14 protein-coding genes and 2 pseudogenes are annotated in these 22,274 nt (G+C 40.1%); 6 read left to right on the top strand and 10 right to left on the bottom strand.

Features of this window, described 5'->3' with window-relative positions:
• Window positions 1-3: 3 nt before the first annotated feature.
• The gene (locus P20439_RS04950) at window positions 4-3,456 is read right to left on the bottom strand and encodes a PAS domain-containing hybrid sensor histidine kinase/response regulator (RefSeq protein WP_008465004.1); all 3,453 of its coding nucleotides are present in this window, start codon (window positions 3,454-3,456) and stop codon (window positions 4-6) included.
• Window positions 3,457-3,882: 426 nt separating this feature from the next.
• Complete coding sequence (gene ylqF / locus P20439_RS04945) at window positions 3,883-4,827, bottom strand: ribosome biogenesis GTPase YlqF (RefSeq protein ID WP_008465001.1); 945 nt, start codon at window positions 4,825-4,827, stop codon at window positions 3,883-3,885.
• A gap of 91 nt (window positions 4,828-4,918) precedes the next feature.
• Here ylqF and P20439_RS04940 point away from each other — a divergent pair, with 91 nt between their 5' ends.
• Together P20439_RS04940 and P20439_RS04935 are read left to right on the top strand one after the other, a co-directional pair.
• A complete protein-coding gene (locus tag P20439_RS04940; RefSeq protein ID WP_008464999.1) occupies window positions 4,919-5,455 on the top strand; it encodes a YaeQ family protein in 537 nt (178 codons plus the stop codon).
• A gap of 184 nt (window positions 5,456-5,639) precedes the next feature.
• Window positions 5,640-6,245 carry an alpha/beta hydrolase gene (locus tag P20439_RS04935; RefSeq protein WP_008112864.1) on the top strand — a complete coding sequence of 202 codons (606 nt, stop codon included), beginning with the start codon at window positions 5,640-5,642 and terminating at the stop codon, window positions 6,243-6,245.
• On the opposite strand, the gene P20439_RS04930 is transcribed toward P20439_RS04935, so the two are convergent.
• Complete coding sequence (locus P20439_RS04930; RefSeq protein WP_008464997.1) at window positions 6,242-6,451, bottom strand: hypothetical protein; 210 nt, start codon at window positions 6,449-6,451, stop codon at window positions 6,242-6,244. The two genes, P20439_RS04935 and P20439_RS04930, sit on opposite strands and share 4 nt — an antisense overlap.
• Window positions 6,452-6,849: 398 nt before the next feature.
• Here P20439_RS04930 and P20439_RS04925 point away from each other — a divergent pair, with 398 nt between their 5' ends.
• Entirely contained in the window at window positions 6,850-7,323 is a 474-nt protein-coding gene (locus P20439_RS04925) for a Dps family protein (RefSeq protein ID WP_008464995.1), read from the top strand.
• A 60-nt stretch (window positions 7,324-7,383) separates the two neighbouring features.
• Here P20439_RS04925 and P20439_RS04920 read toward each other — a convergent pair whose 3' ends face one another.
• The 4 genes from P20439_RS04920 to P20439_RS04905 all read right to left on the bottom strand — a co-directional run bounded on the left by P20439_RS04920 (window position 7,384) and on the right by P20439_RS04905 (window position 14,820).
• Window positions 7,384-9,456: a S9 family peptidase gene (locus P20439_RS04920; protein WP_008464993.1), complete on the bottom strand. Its 2,073-nt coding sequence runs from the start codon at window positions 9,454-9,456 to the stop codon at window positions 7,384-7,386.
• A gap of 150 nt (window positions 9,457-9,606) precedes the next feature.
• Window positions 9,607-10,182 carry a hypothetical protein gene (locus P20439_RS04915; protein ID WP_008464991.1) on the bottom strand — a complete coding sequence of 192 codons (576 nt, stop codon included), beginning with the start codon at window positions 10,180-10,182 and terminating at the stop codon, window positions 9,607-9,609.
• Between the two features lie 319 nt (window positions 10,183-10,501).
• A complete protein-coding gene (locus P20439_RS04910) occupies window positions 10,502-13,633 on the bottom strand; it encodes an efflux RND transporter permease subunit (RefSeq protein WP_008464989.1) in 3,132 nt (1,043 codons plus the stop codon).
• Between the two features lie 14 nt (window positions 13,634-13,647).
• Window positions 13,648-14,820, bottom strand: coding sequence for an efflux RND transporter periplasmic adaptor subunit (locus tag P20439_RS04905; RefSeq protein ID WP_008464987.1), 1,173 nt, complete (start codon window positions 14,818-14,820; stop codon window positions 13,648-13,650).
• Between the two features lie 291 nt (window positions 14,821-15,111).
• Between P20439_RS04905 and P20439_RS04900 the strand changes: the two are divergent.
• A pseudogene (locus P20439_RS04900) lies at window positions 15,112-17,621 on the top strand (zinc-dependent metalloprotease).
• Between the two features lie 52 nt (window positions 17,622-17,673).
• Here the strand turns inward: P20439_RS04900 and P20439_RS04895 are convergent.
• Window positions 17,674-18,462: a PhzF family phenazine biosynthesis protein gene (locus P20439_RS04895; RefSeq protein ID WP_008464982.1), complete on the bottom strand. Its 789-nt coding sequence runs from the start codon at window positions 18,460-18,462 to the stop codon at window positions 17,674-17,676.
• Window positions 18,463-18,527: 65 nt separating this feature from the next.
• Window positions 18,528-19,142, bottom strand: a complete 615-nt coding sequence (locus P20439_RS04890; RefSeq protein ID WP_008464980.1) for a PQ-loop repeat-containing protein — start codon at window positions 19,140-19,142, stop codon at window positions 18,528-18,530.
• A gap of 270 nt (window positions 19,143-19,412) precedes the next feature.
• Between P20439_RS04890 and P20439_RS04885 the strand changes: the two genes are divergently transcribed.
• Together P20439_RS04885 and P20439_RS04880 are read left to right on the top strand one after the other, a co-directional pair.
• Window positions 19,413-20,546 (top strand): PepSY domain-containing protein, encoded by a 1,134-nt coding sequence (locus tag P20439_RS04885; RefSeq protein WP_083834473.1) that lies wholly within the window; start codon window positions 19,413-19,415, stop codon window positions 20,544-20,546.
• 48 nt (window positions 20,547-20,594) lie between these two features.
• The gene (locus P20439_RS04880; RefSeq protein WP_008464976.1) at window positions 20,595-21,761 is read left to right on the top strand and encodes a lipopolysaccharide assembly protein LapB; all 1,167 of its coding nucleotides are present in this window, start codon (window positions 20,595-20,597) and stop codon (window positions 21,759-21,761) included.
• Window positions 21,762-21,778: 17 nt separating this feature from the next.
• Here the strand turns inward: P20439_RS04880 and P20439_RS04875 are convergent.
• Window positions 21,779-22,274 (bottom strand): annotated as a pseudogene (locus P20439_RS04875) (hypothetical protein); the annotation flags it as partial.

The following is a 22,274-nucleotide window of genomic DNA, read 5'->3' as shown; positions in this document are numbered from 1 at the left end:
GAATTAAGTAAGCCGCTTTATCATTCGCTTTAACGCAGGCGCTTTAAGCGGTTTATAAAGTAACGGATAGCCAGCATCAAGTACACGTTCACGAATTTGCTCATCATGGTTTGCAGTATTAACAATGGCGGGCAATGTCATTAGTCCTGCTTGTTCAATAACCTCCAGTCCCGTTACACCATCATCCAACTGATAATCAACAATCAGTAATTGTGGCAGCTCATGCGCTGCTTTTAGTTGCTCAAGCTCTATCAAGTTAGTGGCGGTAGCAATTTCACAGCCCCAGTTTTCAAGCAATTGTTTAAGTGCTTCAAGTACATTGCGATCGTTATCTACAAGCCAAATAGTTAACAGGCCCAGCTCTGTTTCAAGATTAGCAGTTCGGTTTGGCTCGGGCTGAGTTTTTAAACTAGGAGTACATGGCATGGTCAATGTAAATTGCGTGCCTTTATTTAGTTGCGACCCCATTACTAACGGGATCTCGAGTAGGTCACAAATTCGTTTGGTGATCGACAACCCTAAACCAAGCCCTTCAGCATTGGGTTTCTCACCTAATTGCTTAAATTCCTGATAAATACTGTGTTGATCCTTGGTGGCAATACCAATGCCCGTATCTTCAATAATAAACGATAGCTGTTGTTGATCTTCAAGCAGCACTTTTAAGCGCACTTCACCGTACTCGGTGTAGCGAATCGCATTACTTAATAAATTTCGTAGTACACGTTTAAGCAAGGCTTTGTCAGTGTGAATTCGCGCTTCACACGATTCAACAACAAAGCTGAGACCTTTTTCTTGAGCAAGCGCTAAGTAATCATTACGCAATGGCTCTATTAAACTACTCACATTAAACTCCGTTAGCTGCACTTTAAACGAGCCTGAGTCGAGTTTGGTTAGCTCCAAAATACTTGAAAGTAACTCTTCTGCACTGCCTAATGAATTTTTAATATTCATGGCTAGCTCTTTAAGCTCTGTATCTTGGGCTTTTTCGTTCATTAGTGAGCAAAACAAACTTGCTGCATTAAACGGTTGTAATAAATCATGACTCGCCGCAGCAAAAAAACGTGTTTTACTTACCGTGGCTTGCTCAGCTTGCTGCTTTGCCTTAGAAAGCGCATGGTTTGCTTGGGTTAGTGCAGCAGTGCGTGTTGCCACTTTTTCTTCAAGGCTAACATTCGCTTCGGTGAGTGCTTTTTGTTGTTTAACAAACTCACTAATATCTGTGTAAGTTGTTACAAACCCGCCACCAGGCAAGGGGTTACCTTGCATTTCAAAAACCCGCCCATCGTTATGAGCACGCTGATATTTATAAGCACTGCCTTGCTTTAAATAAGCTAAACGCTTATCAACCTCAGTATTAATATTTTCACCACGAAATAAGCCACGTTCAGCGTTAAAGCGAATAATATCGGCAACGGGTCGACCTATATATAAAGCACTATCAGGGTAATTAAACATGTGCTTGTAGCCCTGATTCCAAGCCACTAAACGCAGTTCACTATCAACAACGCTAATACCTTGCTGAATATTTTCGATTGTAGATTGTAGTAAGTCGCGGTTAAATTTGAGCACTTGGCTAGCTTCATCAACAAACTCGGCAACTTGCTCTAGAGGCTGACGCTGCTCACTTTTCGCTACATCTAAAATTAACCGTGCTGATGCACCACCAATAACCGCCGACATTTCACGCTCAACTAATAGCTCAAGATCAGCATTAGCGACACGTTTCCATAGGCTTTTGTCATGCGGGAAATACTGCTGCACTAAAGACTGGCTCGCGTCTTTTTCTGCAAAACGCTGTAATAATGCCCCTAGGTCTTCATAATTGAGTGGCTGCAATGTGGTGTTTAATCGCGAGTCGTTTAATTGAGATATAAACTTATTACTTTGTAGCCGCTCAGCCAAGGTGGCTTGGCTAAATAGTGGCACAAGCAAATACACTAACGTATTGACTCCTAAAGACAATAGTAATGATTGGCTAATACTTTCTAAACCCAATGAAAACAAATCGGTGGGAGCTAACCACGTAATGTGCCACGGCCCTTCAACTAACCAACTGCTTTGGCTACCTAAGCCACTGGCCAAGTTCGGCAGTAACAAAGTGTACCCCCAAATAACAAAGCCGCTTAAAATCCCAAGCTGAGCACCGCGACATGATGCGTGTCGCCACCACAAACCAATAATCATCGCAGGGGCAAATTGTGCCACCAAGGTAAACGACATTAACCCAACACTGGCTAGCGTGGTGGTTTCTGCAAGCACTCTATGAGTGAAATAGCTTAGTAATAATATCAGCACAATCACTATTTTACGCGCATGCAGCAAGTGGTTTTTATCTAGTCCTCGACTACTAGACGTTAACTGTGAGCGACGCAAAATAAACTGATTAATAAAATCATTAGTGATCATCACTGACAATACAATTGACGAAACAATCACCATACTGGTAGCCGCCGAAAAGCCACCTAAAAAGGCAAGCAAGGTAACCCCGCCATTATCTGCCGCCATTGGCAACGCTAATACAAAGGTATCTTGACCTACACTATTGTCGTTAAAGTAAACCAACCCCGCATAAGCAATGGGTAATATAAATATGTTAATGGCTAATAAATAAAGCGGAAATAACCAACGAGCGGTAACCAGCTCATTATTATTGTTATTTTCAATAAAGCTCATATGGAACTGGCGCGGCAAGCATAGCGTTGCCAGTACCCCTAAAAAAGTATGGGCAACATATACATATGCAGGGCTTTGAGTTGCCGCAACTTGATTGGGTATATTTAGCGCTACTGCTTGCTCGTAAAGTGCTACTGGGCTATCAAATAAAGCAAAACAGACATATAAACCAACCCCAATAAAAGCCAGTAACTTTACTATTGATTCAAAGGCAATACTGGCGATTAGCCCAGGATTATGCTCGCTGGGTTTAAGCCTTCTGGCACCAAATAAAATCGCAAATAAAGCCAGCAATAAAGTGATGTAAAACGTACTATCAGCCCACACTTGGTTACTTTGAGTGGGGGCTCTGTCGGTGAGTAAATTAATACTCTGCGCAGTCGCACTTAGCTGAAGAGAAATATACGGTACAATTGCTATCACTGAAATAAGTGAGATCAGCCCTGACAGACTTGACGACTGCCCATATCGCGTAGCAATAAAATCAGCCAATGACGTGAGTTTTTGTTGTCGACAAATATGTGCGATACGGCAATATAATTGCCAACCAAAAATAAATAATATAATAGTGCCCGCATAGGTTGGCGCTAACCACCAACCATTACTTGCGGCTTGCGCGGTAGTGCCATAAAAAGCCCATGAGGTGCAATATACTCCCAATGATAGGCCATAAATCATGCCCTTAAATGGCAACACCTTACGCCTATCGGCCCACCCTGCAACTGCAAATAATATCCCTAGATACACCACAGCAATAAGGCTAATAAACCAAATAGAAAACATATTTTTGTTCTTGTTATTATTTTTATAATACTTAACTTAGCATAAGGGGAATTGTAGCGAAAATCAGCCCTTACTTTAGTGCTATAAATGAACAAAAAGATAAAATGAGAACTATTTGCATTTAGGTGTTGACAGTTCTTTAAATCTAACTGATAATCACTATCAACAAGACGAAGCATACTTCTTGTGACGGAAAAGTTCATTTGTTTCTCGACCCTGAAACAAACGTGTGGCGCACGTTAACAGCTATGGAAACCTGTTATAAACCACAACGCCCCTTGCTGTTTATGACCTGTTTCCGCCCTACTCATTTACTTGCTACATTGCTCATATCGGTGACGGTAGATATGAAACTAAAAAAGCCCTTACGGGCTTTTTTTATGTCTGTAATTTAGTGCTTAAGGCTTTAACCTGCGCTTTTAAAAATTAACGGCGGTTTTTTCGTGCACGTGCTCGGCGTTGTTTTTTCTCTTCTTCTTTGGCTTGCTTTTTCGCCTCTGCTGCCGCGCGCAATCCAGCTACCATTATTTCTTCTTCTTCACGCATGGCAGGTGTTTCCATGGTAATACGACCAATAATGCCATCTCGTAATTCATTAATTAGAATTTCTGACATTTTATACGTATCGATTTGGTTGCCACCGCGAATACAGCCTCGTTTTTTACCCGCCATTTCAACAAATTCCCAATCGCTTTCTGGCAATTCATCTAATTTATAGCGCGCTTTTAAAAGCTCAGGATAGGCATGCAATAAATACTCTGCGGTATAACTTGCCACTTCTTCGTACTCAATAGCGGTATCACGTATCGCACCGGTTGCGCCTAAACGATAACCTGAATTTTCGTTCTCTACTTTTGGCCACAGCATCCCAGGCGTATCATAAAGCATAATGCCATCATCAAGTTTAATTCGTTGCTGCGCCTTAGTCACAGCTGGCTCGTTACCGGTTTTAGCCACTATACGCCCAGCAAGCACATTAATGAGTGTAGATTTACCTACGTTAGGAATCCCCATGATCATGGCTTTAATTTGCTTATCGGCACCAACTTTATGCGGCACTAACTTTTTACATAGCTCATTAATACGATGCACTTCTGCGGCTTTATCGTTACCAAATGCAATGGCTTTTACACCATTTTCTTGCTCAAAATAGTCTTTCCACGTTTGCGTCATTTTAGGATCAGCTAAATCGGCTTTATTTAGAATTTTGATGACCGGCTTACCTTCGCGTAAGGTAGCCACCATCGGGTTTTCGCTACTGTAAGGAATGCGCGCATCTAGCACTTCAATGATCACATCCATTTGTGGCATTATTTCTTTAATTTCATTTCGGGCTTTATTCATGTGCCCAGGGAACCACTGGATAGCCATTTTTAACTCCTAACATATAATTTGTAGCTATTTTAACTGGCAATTCATTTAATTGCGCTATACTGGCGCAAATTTTTTCAGATTAGATATTATGGCTCTCAAATCTACCATTATTAAAGCGCAACTATCGCTTAGCGATATGGACCGTCACGTATACCAAGATTTTAATTTAACCTTGGCACAACACCCATCAGAAACTGAGCAGCGTTTGATGATCCGCTTACTGGCGTTTGCACTTAATAGCTGTGATGGATTAGAGTTTACTAAAGGTTTATGTGCTGATGATGAGCCGGAGCTTTGGCATATTAATTACAGCGAAGAAATAGAGCTGTGGATTGAACTGGGGCTGCCTGATGAAAAGCGTCTTAAAAAAGCCTGTAACAAAGCGAAAAAAGTAATCTTATATACCTATGGCGAGAATAACCAAGCTATTTGGTGGCAAAAGCATCAGCCTAAATTGTACGAGTTTAAAAACTTAAGTATTTTTAGTCTTGATTATGCAGCTACTCAGCTATTAGCTGCATTGGTTGATCGTAATATTAAATTGGCTATTACCATTCAAGATGGTGAAGTTTGGGTTAATACCGACACCACCAATATTGAAATAAAACCTCAACAATTAATGTAATTAGAATAGGTTATACCAATTGCATTAAATTAGTTATCCATTATAGCGACAAAGAAATAAGTCGATAACAAGGCGAAAATGATGACATATAGTTGCTCTATATAAATAATTTTTAACGCAGGTAGCGGATTATTTAATTCGCTAGAATGATCATGTTTTTAATAAAATTGGTATTTGGGGGCGTATGAAAGTTAAACACGTGATTGTTTTACATGGCTTGTATATGTCTGGCTTGGTAATGCGCCCGCTGTGCTCACGCTTGGAAGAGTCTGGGGTTAAGGTTTTAAATCTAACCTACAACACCCGTGACCCTAATCGAGATGCTATTTTTGCGCAAATAGATGAGTTTATTGGTGGTGAACCATCCGCTTTAGTCTGCCACTCTATGGGAGGCTTAGTTGCTCGCGCCTACTTAGAAGCAAACTCAGCACCAAGTCATCATGTTGAAAAGGTGATCACCTTAGGTACGCCACACACTGGTAGCCATATTGCTGAAAAAATGCAGCAAAAAGGGTTCGAGCTATTATTAAAAAATAGCGTTGAGTTTTTACTGTCTAAAAATGGTGATTGGCCTTTTAAAGCCAAGCTATACAGTATTGCCGGCGACTTACCGATTGGTTTAATGCCACTCATTGTTAAAGGTAGCCGCTCTGATGGCACCGTACTACTGGATGAAACCAAACTTAAAGGTATGGCTGAACACAAGGTGTTTCATTTAAGCCATACCAGTATGATTTACTCTCGCCAAGTCGTTAATTATATTCTTGAGCGCTTGAACGAAGACATTTAATCCTCGGCAGCAGCGGCCACTTTGTAGCTAATCAAAAATATAATACCTAGCACCAAAGGCATTGGTGCAGCGATATAACCAAAGGCGTCAGAGTTTGCAAAGCTCGCACCCGCTAAGTGTGCCACTAGCCCTAATACAAACCCTACCAAAGCAATACCAATAACGATGAGTTCAGCTTTATTCTCTTTACGTGTTTTAGCTTCCATTATTTCTCTCCGCATCTAATCAAGTAGCCCCTTAACTTAATAAAGTGCTCTCCATCAAGTTGGGTTATATTGATTATGCGCTTTACTTATGCGCGTTTTTTGACCTACATCAATAAATAAAATAACTCTCTGCTACGCCTGTCAAAAGCTTGTTTTAGATCATATTTTGTACTCACAAAATAAACAATTTCGCTGCTCAAGGTAGTATTTTTATAAACACAACCCATATCTATGAAATGGAGTTAGTTAATTTATTAAAAAATCACAGATACGCTGATAGCTTTTAGCTATGGCATCAATATGTATAAACGATTTTATTCATAGACGATAATGAGCAATACTTATTTCATTGAACAATGTGTGAAAGATTCATAAAACGGTTATTTAAGGAGCAAAGTATGTCGCAAGTAAATGCAATTGGTTTAAACAGTACAAAAAGTGAAGATATTATTAAGTCACTGAATACGCTTTTAAGCAGCTATCAAATTCAATATATGAACGCGCGTGGTTTTCACTGGAACATTAAAGGCCGAAACTTTTTTGAATTACATTTAAAGTTTGAAGAAATTTATAACTTACTACTGTTAAAAGTCGATGAAATCGCAGAACGTATTCTAACGCTTGATGGTGCACCGCTGCATGCGTTTTCAGATTACTTAAAAGTAAGTAAAATTAAAGAAGCAAAAGGGATCAGCGATGGCGTTACCGCTGTTGAAAACTTACTTGCCGGATACAGCAGCTTAATCAAAATGCAGCGCGATATTCTTGCACAAGCCGCTGAAGCGGATGATGAAGGTACCGCGTCATTAATGAGTGATTATATTAAAGAACAAGAAAAGCTAGTGTGGATGCTAAAAGCCTACCTAGATTAAGTTATTTTAAAAATAGAAAGCCTCAGTCATTACTGAGGCTTTTTTGTCACTGTACGATTACTATGACAATGCGATAAAAAAGGCCATTTCTAGTGCTTTTTCTTCTAAGCTTTTGAAGCGCCCAGATGCACCACCATGCCCTGCATCCATATCGGTTTTAAACACTAAAATATTATCATCGGTTTTATATTCACGCATTTTAGCCACCCACTTCATTGGCTCCCAATATTGTACTTGCGAGTCATGCAAGCCGGTTGTTACCAATATATTGGGGTAGTGTTGTGCACTAATATTGTCATACGGTGAGTACGCTTTAATAATATCGTAAAAATCAGGGTCATTTGGATTACCCCATTCGTCATACTCATTTGTTGTAAGCGGTATGCTTTCATCCAACATAGTGGTGAGCACATCTAAAAATGGCACATGGCAACCCATACCGCAGTAGAGTTCGGGTGCTTGGTTTGCTACGGCTCCCATTAATAAACCACCCGCGCTGCCTCCCGATGCAAATACTTTATTTTTATCTGCATAACCTTGTTCGGTAAGTGATTTGGTTATATCTATAAAGTCATTAAAGCTATTTTGTTTATGCTGCTTTTTACCGTGTTCGTACCATGAACGCCCTAGCATTTCGCTACCACGCACATGCGCAATTGCATAAACAAAACCACGGTCGAGTAAGCTAAGTGACGTACTCGAAAAGCTTGGATCTATGGTGATACCATACGCGCCATAACCATATTGAAACAACGGATTTGAGCCATCTTTTTTAAAGCTATCTTTACGATATACCAACGACACCGGCACTTTTACCCCATCTCGAGCGCTGACCATAAGTCGCTCTGACTGGTAGTCTTCCGCGTTAAAATCACCGAGTACTTTTTGTTGTTTAAGTAAGGTTTTTTCGCCTGTGGTTAAATCAACATTATAGAGCGAACCTGGCGTTGTTAAGCTTGAATAGTAAATGCGCGCATGAGCTACATTTGGTTCTGGGTTCATGGCAATAGCAGCGTAATAGCAAGGATCATCAAACTCAAGGTTCATTCGCTCAGCGTTTTTATTAACCACAACAAAGCGGGCTTGCCCTTGTTCGCGCTCGCTAAGCACTAAAAAGTCGTTAAATAGTTCAACGCCTTCTAATAATACATTTTCACGGTGAGGGGTATGTGTTTGCCACTGGCTTTTATCCGCTATGGTATCGCTTGTCGCAATCATTAGTCGGAAGTTTTTAGCCTGCCAGTTAGTCACTATATAAAAAGTATCACCAAGCTTATCGATATCAAATTCATGCCCCTCTTCACGCGGCATTAAAGCAGTAAACTCGCCTTGAGGCTGATTGGCATCCAGTATCCACATGTCGTTAGTTTCTGTGCTAGCTAAATCAATAATAATAAGGCTTTCATCACGACTTTTACCCAACCCCATAAAAAAGCTACTATCTTGCTCTTCGTATACCAACACATCTTGGTGTTGCTCACTCCCTAGCTCATGTCTAAAAACTTGATAACCTAATAAGGTTTTTAAATCCTTTTTTACATAAAATACGGTTTTATTGTCGTTCGCCCAAACAACTTGCCCCTCGGTATTTTCAAGTATATCGTCGAGCATTTTATTACTGTTTAAATCTTTAAATCGAACTGTGTAAATACGTCTGCCGTCAGTATCTTCAGAATATGCCATTAATTGCTCATTGGGACTCAGCGCCACTTCCCCTAGCTCATAAAACTCATAGCCGTTGGCAAGTTCATTCACATCAAGTAGTAACGCTTTATTAGCCATTGCCATACTGCTACTGCGATAATGGCGTGCATATTCATCATCTCCGCGAACCTCTGAGTGATACCAATACTGGCCATCTTTGACCGGTACGGTGTTGTCGTCTTTTACAATACGACCCTTAAGCTCCTCAAATAGTGTATTTTGTAATGGCTTAATGGCGGCTAATTGCTCATCACAATAGCCGTTTTCTTGTGCTAAATGCGCGAGTATTTCGGCATTTTGTCGTTCATCATCACGCATCCAATAATAATCATCACTGCGTGTTTTTGCGTGAGTAGTAAGCGCATGAGGTTGCTTTTTAGCAATAGGAAAATTAGGCAATAAGCTTAAAGAATAATCAGAAGAAGACACAAAAAAACCGCTTAAAAAATAACAATGGCGGCCAGTTTATCATAAAAATAAAAAAGCCCACTCATAGTTGAGTGGGCTAAAGCGGTATAAATTCGATAACTAAAAACTACGTGAATTTTATTGTTGTCGTTATACCTAAGGGAAGTTGATTTACTGTATTTGCTGCCAAGCCATAGTCCAGCTTTCGCCAACTCCAGGCTCAAACATAGTGTTATGCTCATCTACACGGCAAAACTCGCTAAATGGCCATGCCTTACACTGGTATATATGCCCCGTTTTAGGCTGTAGTACTTTGGTGCCCGCACTATACATATCGCCATTTTGAGGATAAATTGCATCGTATCCAAGGCTATTTACAGCAATTAATTTTTTATTTTTTTCAGCGCGATTAAAATGAACCACCGCGCTACAAATACCACTACTTTCAAGCGCAAATATTTTATTATGCCTATAAGCGACTACTAATCCTTGCTCTGTCATTCTGCCAGCGCACACCAGCGGAATATGCATATTAATATGCTCAACCACCAGCAAGCTCCAAGCATGGGGTTCACCCTGCTCTGGGGAGAGTATTTCATATTCAAACGCTAGCTGAGATAATTCACCATGCTCATCGTAAAAGCTCACACTAACCGTATCACCAACAAATAGCTGGCTATACTGATCGAGCCCAAGACAACCAATAGTTAACCATTCTCCACACGTTAATGATGAATGTATAAACACTGCAACACCTTAAAGAGTCAAACGTCGCCCATATCATATGGCTTACAACAGGCAAACTAGCTCGAAGGCTAATATGCATTAACTAAAGTATTAGGTTAAAAACCATTGTGTAATACCAATACCGACTGATTGTAATTCGCAATGTTGCAATAATCAAACAAAAGAATGTAACCGGAATTTAAAAGCAGCACTTAAGTTTATATTCATAAAAATAACACAAAAAAGCCAACCGCTTTAACGGTTGGCTTTTTTATTCAGCTGGATGCCTTGTCCTGACATGTGTTTACACATTTAGGACGGGACAGGGTGATATATAATGCTAACTCACACTCACCTTTTTACTTGTAAATGGGCGTTTAAACAGCGCCCCTATGTCAGTTAAAATAATGTACAGGCACGGCACCAAAATAAGGGTGATCAGTGTTGCAAACATAACCGCAAAACCAAGTGCTACCGCCATCGGTATTACAAATTTAGCTTGTAAACTGGTTTCAAACATAATCGGTAATACGCCAGCAAAGGTAGTTATTGAGGTAAGTAGTATGGGTCTAAAGCGGGCGCAGCCAGCCTCAATAACGGCATCTTTTATACTAATACCCGCGCGACGCGCCTGATTAATAAAATCAGTCATTACTAATGAGTCATTAATAACAACCCCTGCAGCAGCAATTAAACCAAAGCCCGACATTAAGCTAATATCTAAGCCAAACCAAAAATGCCCCCATATTGCACCCGTTAAACTAAATGGAATAACCGACATTACAATTAAAGGCTGCGAGTAACTTTTTAGTGGCACTGCCAACAAAATGTAAACCAAAATCATCCCGCCAGCAAAAAATAGCAATTGCTCATTAGCTTGCGCTTGCTGCTCCTCAATGGCACCACCTAGTTCTGACTTAACACTGGGGTATTCATCTTGTAGTTGTGGCAATAGGTTTTCTTTTACTTGCTTAACCACTTCACCCGGCTCAATTACTTCTTCATCTATATTGCCGTAAACATACACAGTACGATAACCACCTTCACGACGAATATAACTGATACCCGGTGTTTCTGTTAGTTCAACCACATCGCCCAACAACACTTCTCGACCTTGTGGCGTAGTAACAACTGCATGTTTAAGTGACGAGAACGCTTCACGCGTAAGCTTAGGATAACGCACCATCACTCGCACTTCTTCACCGCGGCGAATAACGCGCTGTGCTTCGCCACCGTAAAAGCTTGCCCCCACCTGGTTAGCAATTGATGCCAAGTCTAATCCTAGGTCATAGGCAACTGGCTTTAAGCTCATTTGTACTTCTTTGCTAGCAGGATCAATCGTTGAACTGATATCAAATAAGCCTTCTTGCTGCTGCAATAGTTGAATAAAGCGACGCCCGGCTTCATTGAGGGTATCTATATCAGAACCAAACAATAGGTAACCAAATTCGCCGTTACCGCCGCCACCTCCACCGCCAACATCATCTTGTATAGTTAACGACTTAACCCCCGCGATATTAGGCATCGCTTCACGCCAGCGGCGCGACAGCTCAAAGGCATTATATGGACGTAAATCTTCGTCAACCAATGGCGCTAAAATTTGCGCTTCGGTTCGACCTTGGTTAAATACCAATACATCACGCACCATTTTATGGCCATCTTCACGCGCTGTTTGTTTATCAACCTCAAGTACCATAGCTTCTATTTGGCGTATCGCGTTAATGGTTTGGATGTCTGATACATTATCATTCATTTCAACATTAATTTGCGGGAAGTCATGCGGCACTTTAGGTGACGGGATCATTCTTACCTGATTAGACGAGATTAACGCAAAAGTAAAAATTAACAGCGCAATAAAGCTAAATAACACCGTCCAGCGCCATTTGATACAATTAATAATAAACTGCCTATAAGGCCCATTTACAAAGCCAAAAAAGCGCTTATTAAAACGTGCTCGCCAGCCATTAGGGTTTATAGGTGAAAAGTGAGTATGCGCAATATGCGCTGGTAGTATTAGCTTAGATTCTATTAAGCTAAATATTAAACATAAAATAACTACCACTGAAATACCATAAAAGAAGGCACTTTCAGGTCCACTTGAAAGTGTAAATGGCGCAAATACCGCAATGGTTGTGAGTACTCCGAAGGTCGCCGGGGTGGCAACTCGTTTTGCGCCATTCACTACATTAACAACACCGCCGCCTTTTTTCTCTATTTCGGTGTAGGCACTTTCACCTATGACTATGGCGTCGTCCACCACAATTCCCAGTACCATAATAAAGGCAAACAAAGACACAATATTAATCGTGATGCCAAATAATGGCATCAACATCATCGCCCCTAAAAAACATACCGGTAAACCAATCATTACCCACAGTGCCAGCTTAAAACGTAAAAATAATGAAAGCATAATGGCAACTAAAATAGCCCCTTGAAACAAGTTAGCTTTCATCATATCTAAGCGTGCATTAAGGTAGTATGTCATGTCCATTAATGGCTCTAAACGCACACCCAATGGTAGCTCTTTATTTTTTTGGTCCATGTAGGCTTTAACAGAATCGGCCACCGGAATAATATTTTGCTCTTCGGTGGCTTTAACCGATAAATAAACCGCATTTTCGCCGTTAAATTTAAAGTAGCGCTCACCTTCAACAAACTGATCTTTAATAATCGCAATATCTTGTAGCAACACCTTGGCACCATTGGCGCCAATTTTTACCGGAATTTGCCTAAACTCTTCACCAGAATAAAACTGATTTTCTACTCGCACTGAAATAACGCCAGCATCAGTTTTTAATTGCCCAGCTGAAAAGTTAGCCGAATAGCGGCGTACTGCATTCGCTACATCAGAGAGTGTTAAGTTATATTGGCGCAGCGTGTCAGGTTCTATTTCTATGGCAATTTCATCCAGTGGCACATCGTTAACCACTAAGGACACATTCGATAACTGTAATAGCTCATCTTCAATTTGATTAGCTATTGGCTTAAGTTCAGTCAGTGGTAAATCGGCAACGAGCGTCATACCAATTACATCTTGACGAAACTCTATTTGGCTAATGGTGACCGGTTCCATTCCCGCTGGAAAGGTGGCAATACCATCAACACGCAGTTTAACCTTATCGAGGACATCGGTAAGTTCTGCGTCGGTATTAATTTCAAGGGTGGCAGAACCGCCATTACGAAATGCGCGATACACCCCTTTTTTAATTTCGGTAATATCTTTTAACGACTCTTCAACTTTTATTAAGATACTTTCTTCAATTTCTTGAGGCGATGCCCCTGGGTAGTTTGCATTCACCGTAATATAGTTAACTTCTATATTGGGGAACATTTGTCGCTGAATCGTAAAGTAGCTAATAACCCCCATTACAATGATAAAAAACATCATCAAATTAGCAGCTACAGAGTTGTTAGCAAAATAGGCAATTAACCCTGTTTGTTTGGTTGTATTGGGTAGTTCTGTGCTATTCATAACTCATGCTACCTTTATAGTTTTTCTGTTGATGTGCGCTCTGCAGCATCTTCTGATTCAGTAAGCCCTGCTATTTTTACCGCCATCCCTTTTTGTGGGTATTCAGGTAAAGTAACAACAAGCTGATCGTCTGCCTCTAAACCATCACTAATATAGAAGTACTCACCTTCTTCGCGAATTACTTTTACCTTACGTGGTTCTAACTGCTGCTCATCATTAACTATCCACACGGTTTGGTTATTTACGAGCTCTTGCGGTAAACGATAGATATTATTGAGCATAGTACCGGCAAAATTTACTTGTACATAAGTACCAAACTTAATTGCAGGCTGCTGATTTACAAGTCCATAAGGGTCTTCAATTCTAACCACTAGGCTGCTCATACGAGTGGCGTTATCTACAATCCCTAAATCGCGGTCTATCACGGCTTGGCGAGTAAACCCATTTAACCCTGTTTTAATAACCGTTGCGGTTACCCCTTTAACGCGATCAGGTAAAAACACACTGTCAAAACCAGCAATAGGAATAATCACTTCACCTGTTTCAATATTATTAAGCTCAGCCACTTGAGCGCCCATGCTGACAAACTGACCTACACCTACGTTGCGACTCACCACTAATGCATCATAAGGCGCGCTCACTTCACAATTATCTAAGTCACGCTGCGCTCGTTTTAATGCAGCTTGTGCTGACTTAACCGAAGCCTGTGCACTCAATACTTGTGGTTTGCGTAAAAATAAGTCAGTGCGTGCTTTATTAGGAAAACGTTTTGCTTCATCTTCAGCTACTTGAGCCTGAGCCTGCTCTTCTATAAGCGTAGCTTGAGCGCGGGCTAATTCGGCCTCGGCTTGCAGCACTGCTGCTTCGTAGTTATCTTTTTCAATTGTAAAAAGGATTTCGCCGCGACCCACGACCCCACCTGCTACAAAATTTGGATGCCAGCTAATTACTTCACCTGACACTTGTGCTGAGAGCTGAGTGTTTTCTAGCGGCTGCATTTCACCATAGCTATTAATGATGACTTGATGATCGTTAGCAGCAACAGCTTCAACCTGTACAGTTGGACGAGTGTCTATGACTTCTTTTTTGTCTGACTCTTTTGCAATCGCATTAATTGCAAAAAAACCAACTACACCTAATGCCAGAGCTACGAATGGAAAAACCCATCTAAGTACATTACCTTGCATTTATTTATTACTCCCAAATTTCTATTAGCATCATAATACCAAAGCTTGTTGAAACATTAACGTGACATTTGTAAGCAACTGTTACAAAAAAAGCATTTTTTATGCTTCTTCAGCTTCTATTAAATGCTTAAATTAAAGCTCGTTAAGTGTAGTAAAATGGTTTGTTACAAATTTTTACCATTATAAATCATAAAGCTAATCACTTTTTGTTAGTATTTAGTAACGATACTGTGCGAAACAGCATGATATTACGTACAGTAAAATTACATTAACAACTACAAAAGACAAACTATGAAATTAACCACACTTACTTTGGCGCTTAGTATAGCGCTTGGCAGCAGCTATGCTGTTGCTGCAGAAAAAAAGAAGAAAAAAAGCCACAAACATTAAGTGAAATGATTAAAGGTCAAACCGAATTTGCCGGCATTTTTAATCTTTACCAAGATGAAGAAACCGGCGACCACCTAATGGTCATTAACGAGTCGCAGCTCGATACCCCTTTTGTTTACTTCGCACATACCATTGACGGCGCGACTGATGCGGGTCATTTTCGTGGCGCGTACCGTGAAACCAAGTTAATTGAATTTAGAAAATACTTTGATCGCATCGATATTATTAGCAAAACCCCACGCTATTTATTTAATGAAAATAGCGCGCTAGCTAAAGCCAGTGAGGCAAACATTAGCGAAGCGGTACTTGCAAGTATAAAAATAGAAAAACAAGAAGAGGATAAAATAGCCTTTAATGTTAACAAGCTATTTTTAAGTGAAGCGCTGCATAAAGTATCACCAACACCTAACCCGAATGATAAAAATGCTAAAAAGCGATTTAAAGTAGGTAAGTTAGATGATAAAAAATCACGCATCATCAAACAGCGTCCTTACCCTAATAACCTAGATGTGGTTGTTGATTATGTTTTTACCAATAGCAGCCCAACCGTTCGAGGGTCAGGTGCGATAAGCGATCCACGAAGTGTGTCAGTAAAAGTACAGCACTCATTTGTAGCTTTACCTGATAATAGCTACCAACCTCGCTTTGATGATGCACGCATTGGTTATTTCACCAATCAGTTTGATAAAATGACATCAACTGACTGGGCACCATACCAAGATGTAATTAAGCGTTGGGATCTACAAAAGAAAGATCCAAGCGCAGCACTTTCAGAACCAGTAAAGCCAATTACCTGGTGGATAGAAAATACCACGCCTATTGAGTGGCGAGATACTGTACGTGACGCTGTACTTGCTTGGAATAGCTCATTTGAAAAAGCAGGCTTTAAAAACGCACTTGAAGTGAAAATACAGCCTGATGATGCCGATTGGGATGCCGGTGACATTAACTATAATGTACTGCGTTGGACTTCATCGCCTAAGCCACCTTTTGGTGGATATGGACCAGCATTAGCTAACCCACTAACCGGTGAAATTTTAGGCTCAGACATTATGCTTGAGTTTGTATTTATGAAAAACCGCTGGATATACGATACGCTTTATACTCAAGGCACGATGAGCCATACACAACCAGGAAGCAACACTGAGCTTAATTGTTCTTTAGGTCATGAGTTACAACAAAACCTAATACTTGCAAAAGGCTTAGCAAATGGTGCTGATATTGAAGATACTGAAATGTTACGCCAAGGCTTAACTCAGTTGGTTTTACATGAAGTAGGGCATACTTTAGGTCTTAATCACAACATGAAATCTTCTATTTTGTGGGATGAGAAAGAAGTTCACGACAAAAGTAAAACTCAAGGTATAGTGACCGGCTCAGTAATGGACTATGCGCCAGCAAATATAGCGCCAACGGGTGTAACTCAAGGCGATATCTTCCAAACTAAACCCGGTCCATACGATGATTGGGCAATAAACTACGGCTACAGCGCAGCTCTTAAAGATGAAGCAGCAGAACAAGCTCGTCTTGATAAAATACTCGCTCGCTCAAGCGAACATGCACTGGCCTTTGGTAACGATGCCGACGATATGCGTGCACCAGGTCGCCATATAGACCCTCGCGTGATGATTGGCGATTTATCGTCTAACCCTGCAGCTTATGGTGCAGATAGAATGGCACTGATCAATACACTATTTTCTGAACTTAAAGACAAAGCTACAGTAAAAGGCGAGTCTTACCAACAGCTTGTTACTTCTGCTAACAGCCTATTTGGCCAATACCGTGCGCAGGCAGGTGTGGTATCTCGTCAAATTGGAGGGGTTTATGTAGAGCGTGCCGTAGTGGGCGATGAAAATGCAGCAAAGCCTTTTACACCGGTACCACTTGAGCGCCAAACCCAAGCAATGGCTATTTTAGCTGAGTATGTGTTTGCTCCAAATGTACTGCAAAGTATGCAGCCTTTGTATAACTTTATGCAGCAACAGCGTCGTGGGTTTAATCATTACGGTAAAAACGAAGACCCTAAACCGCATAAAATGATTTTAGGCATGCAAAAGAGTGTACTAGCGCAACTGCTACACCCTGCTGTGTTACTACGTATTTCAGATACTGCTTTATATGGTAATGAATACAGCCTTACGCAATTTATGGAGGATTTAACTGCAAGTATCTTTGTTGATGGTAAAACCGCTAATTCAATCAGTCATAATTTACAGATTGAATATGTTAATCAGTTAATTGCGATTGCAGGCCTAGAAAAAGCAAGTAAATACGATAACTTAGCAAAAACAGCTGCGCTATATCAGCTAACTCAAATAGCCGATCAAGATGTTGCATGGGGTGCAGACACCGCAACCAAAGCACATAAAAAGTATATCGATCGCTTAATTAGCAAAGCGCTAGAAGCGTAAATAACACTGAGTAAACCAAGGCCACGTTTTACGTGGCCTTTTTTACACTAATTCAAAGGTAAATAGTACCTTTTAGGTACCTTACGGCATGACCCGTCAATGTTACTGTTGTATCACCCACTTCACAGTAAAGCTTCCCGCCTCGTTGTGAGGCCTGATAAGCACTTAAAGAGTTTTTGCCAAATTGTTCTGCCCAATAAGGGGCAAGCCCGGTATGAATTGAGCCGGTCACAAAGTCTTCATCACCACCACTGGCAGGCCAAAAATAACGAGAAATAAAGTCATACTCAACACTTGCTGCTGTTGCAACCACATCTAATGGGGCTAATTTTTTTAGTTGTGCAGAGTCGGTAATTAAGCTCTCTACTTGCTTAGCAGATTCATAAATAGCAAAATAAGCTTGGCGGTTTTTAAGCACTTTAACAGGTTGTATAGACAGGCCTGCTAATAAAGCATCGGGGATGTGCTCAGCCCCTTCAGGGGGTTGTTTTGGAAAGGTCATAGCAAAGCTGCCATCGTTTTTCTTATTAACAATCAGTTTGCCCACCGCCTCTGCGCTAAAGCAAACCTGCGCTATGTTATGTTGCTCACAAAGCACATAGGCCGCTGCTAAAGTGGCGTGGCCGCAAAAATCAATTTCCATTAATGGCGAAAACCAACGTATTGCAAAGCTTCCATCTGCCAGCTGACAGGTAAAAGCTGTTTCAGACACGTTGTTTTCCGCAGCGATATTCAGCATAAGATCATCACTAAGCCAAGACTCCAGTGGGATCACAGCGGCATAGTTGCCTTTAAACAGTTCACTGCTGAACGCATCGATTTGATGGATAGTTAATTTCATAGTGGGCACTTTTTATTTATTGGTCACTCAAAGTGCCACAAATGAAACTAACGGTCACTCTAATTTTACGCCAACACAGGCCTCATTCGATAATACTGCATACATGCAAACTGCACGGCATTGGTCAGTAATATCATAACAAACATTAATATATGCGAAGTACTTTGCACTGGCATAGCAAGTTCAGCAAACAAACCACAGATACCTGCTATAAATTGCAAACTAAAATAGCGCGCACTAAGGTTACTAATATTCCCTGTTCGCAGTGTTTTAAAAGTTTGTGGCATAACCCGTACTGAACTCATAATTAAACCCACATAGGTTAATCCGTTAAGCACCGAGGCAGTATCTAAGTTGGAGTTTAACAGCAACAAAAAGGGTAATAACGAAAAGCTAAGCATACCAAGTAGCTGCAGCTTTTGACGCTTAACTGCATTATAGCGAGCAAAAAAGTATAAAATCAGTCCGCTTAAAAAGCCTGTCGCAAAAAACGGCAAGGCAATGTAAAAACGAGAAAAGTAAAGATTGTAGCTTATAAAGTACACACTTTGCGCTAAACCAAATGTCATCATTAACAGTGACACACCTGATACACTGCGGTTTTTTATAATTTTATTAAGTAACGGTAAAAAACTAAAAACCAAAATAAACACTGACAAAATAGGCAAATAATACGCCAAAGTAGACCTCGCTCGTTACATAACTGTTAATAAAAGGAAGAAATAAAACATTTTTTAAACATTTGTTTTTAAAGGTTTTATTTTTAAGCGCGCATTGTAGTGCTGGCTAGGTTTTAAACAAGTCTCGCGTTTACTTTAGTTTTCCTTGATGGCAACTTGAGTATACAAAAACCGTTGCCTTAACTTCACAGCTTCATTATTCTTTAATTGCAATGCAAATGATAACTGTTATCATGCGTATATCAGTAAGTTAACGTACAAGTTTAAGTAATGAGAAAAACACTATTTAAAGTTCATAGTTGGTTGGCGCTAATTGCCATTATTCCGTTAATTGTTATTAGTATTACCGGCAGTGTTTTAGTGTTTAAAAGTGAAATTGATGGCTTACTGATGCCCGATAAACACTTTGTGGTACAGCAGCAAGCCGCACGTTTACCTATGGATTCATTAATTGATAAAGCCGAAGCAGCCTTTCCTAAATATGTATTAGGAAGCTGGGAGCTTTTTAATAACAGCACCGCTGACCGACTTTATTTGGTTAAGCGTGGAACTGACGATTGGTTTAAGTTGCATTTAGACCAATACACCGGAGAGGTTTTATCAGAACCAGTTAGCACAACTCATTATTTTACCGACTGGTTTTTAGAACTCCATTACACCTTTTTACTTAACGACTTAAAAAGCTTACCTGGGCAAACAGGTACCGTATTAGGCTTCTTTTTTGCTCTATTTTTATTAACCTTAGGTATTACTGGCTTAATTATTTACCGTAAGTTTTGGCAGCGACTATTTAGCGTACGCTGGCGCGCAACTTTACAAATAGTACTTAGCGATATCCATAAAATGACTGGGGTATTAGGCTCACCTATCCTTATCGTTTTAGCGATTACCGGTGGCTATTTTAATGGCGCTGTGTGGTATCACGAAGTAATAGAACACGCAGAAGAAGAGCACTACACTATTACAAATAAATTATATAGTGACGACATCTCTTTTGAGCGCATTCTTAATGATAGCAAGCTGCAAATACCCAGTTTTAATACAACTTTTTTAGTTTTCCCGCGAGAGCCTGATGAAAATATTACTCTTTACGGCGAAGTAAATACCAGTAACCTACTTACCAGTGAATACGCCAATACCATAACCTACAATAAGCAAACAGGTGAACACATGGCTAATTGGGATATTCGAGAGGCTGGTGCGGGTTGGCAAGTAATAGATAGCTTCAGAAAACTACACTTTGGTTATTTTGCTGGGCTTATCAGTAAAATACTATGGTGTATTGTTGGCCTTAGTCCTGTATGGCTGGCTGGTACAGGCTTGTATTTGTGGTTTACCCGCCGCAAACGTAAAAAGCACTCACAAAAAAATCGCTTAACTCAACGACGAAACGCGAATGCTTGATAAACAAACCACTTCAGTATAATGTTAATTCAAACAATGGAGTGGTTTATGAAAATAAAAACAATCTTGATAGTCATAGGTTTTTTATCAGTAGCAGGATGCTCAAGCACAAGAGCACCTCAAGAGCAGCCTCAACTAAAACTTACCTCTTTGCTAAACCATAGCTTATTTAAAACACAAGAGACTGTCTCTAAGGATGAGCTTTTTAAGCTTCCTGAAGCTGAAAAATCAAAGTTTTTAGCTTTCGTTGCAAAGCAGCAAGCATCCAAAATGCGCATGGATATCATTGTTTATAACTACCTAGAAAATAAACTCTCTGATTTTAGTTATCATGGCGATACATTAACTTCGATGCAGGCGCTAGATCATGGGCATGGCAACTGTATAAGCTTAGCCGTATTAACACAAAGTTATGCTGCACTTTTAGATTTAGAAACAAGCTTTCAAGAAGTAACTAGTCAGCCTGTTTTCGCAAAAGAAGACAACCTAGTTTATGTAGCAAAACACTTTAGAACTAAAGTGTATGCCCCAGAAGAAAATGACACTAAAAAAGATCCAAATAAAATTTTATTTATCAAGCCAGGTTCATTAATTGACTATTTCCCAACCCGAGGAAGTATGTATTCAGGCAGTGCTGACATCAATGATTTAATTTCTAAGTTTTATAGTAACTTAGCTGCAGATGCATTAGCTGTAAAAGATTATGATTTAGCATATTCAAATATATTACAAGCCAATAAATACACACCTACAGATCCTGAGCTTTTTAACTTAGCTGCAGTATTACATAGGCGTACTGGCGACTCTCAAAGTGCTAAAAAGATATACAAGGCCGCGATAAATCAGCAGCTGATAAGTATTAATTTACTAACTAATTATCAATTTTTAGCAAAAAAGATGGGAGATAAAAAGCTAGAAGAGCAATTAGATGCAAAGCTTTTTTTTAAAGAAAAAGACCCATATGAGCTATTAACACTGGCTAAAAACGACTTACAAACAGGTCGACTTTACAAAGCTAAAAGGCATATCGTTCAAGCTATAACAAAAGCACCTTATATTGCTGAGTTATACCTAGAGCTAGCTAAGATTCGCCATCAGCAAGGGCACTATCAACAAACTAAAGCACTGCTTAAAAAAGCAATGGAGCTAGAAAAAGACACGCAAAAATTAAATGTATATCAAGCTAAGTTACTATCTATGAAAACAAGAAAGTAACTTAGCTAAATAAGCTTTTAAAGCGAATAATAAAAGCTTAACCACGCGCGCATTTCATCTTCAAAACTGTCGCCTTCAACACGCGACAGCCCAGCATTAAAAGTTAGGTCGTTTACGCCTGCAGGCCCCATCCCAAAGCTAAAATCACCTTGGTATTTTAAGCCATAACTTTGTGCATAAACGCTACTGTCTAATTGATGTTGCTTGTAATAAAGCCAAGGCATGCCTTCTTTAAAGCTGATGCCACCACCATAACCTTGGTAACGCTCTGCAGTTGCACTGTAATAAGGCAGTTCAGCAGCAAGTACAAACTCGCTACTTTGTTGCTGATTAATCAAGTTAGAGCTAAACCCACCTAAAGCTAAATCACTATCGTCTCGCTGTTTTTGTTCAAAGCTCACAAACATGGGAATATTAAATGCTTTGCCAAATACTTTTGTTGCCAAGTCATAACCTTGCCAATGACGACTGTGATTCCGCCCATCATAAATACTGGCATAAATACTCTGCCCT

The sequence above is a fragment of the Pseudoalteromonas sp. BSi20439 genome (assembly GCF_000241165.1).
Classification (GTDB): domain Bacteria; phylum Pseudomonadota; class Gammaproteobacteria; order Enterobacterales; family Alteromonadaceae; genus Pseudoalteromonas.
Note: the sequence above shows the minus strand (reverse complement) of the source record. Positions and strands in the feature narration are given on the sequence as shown.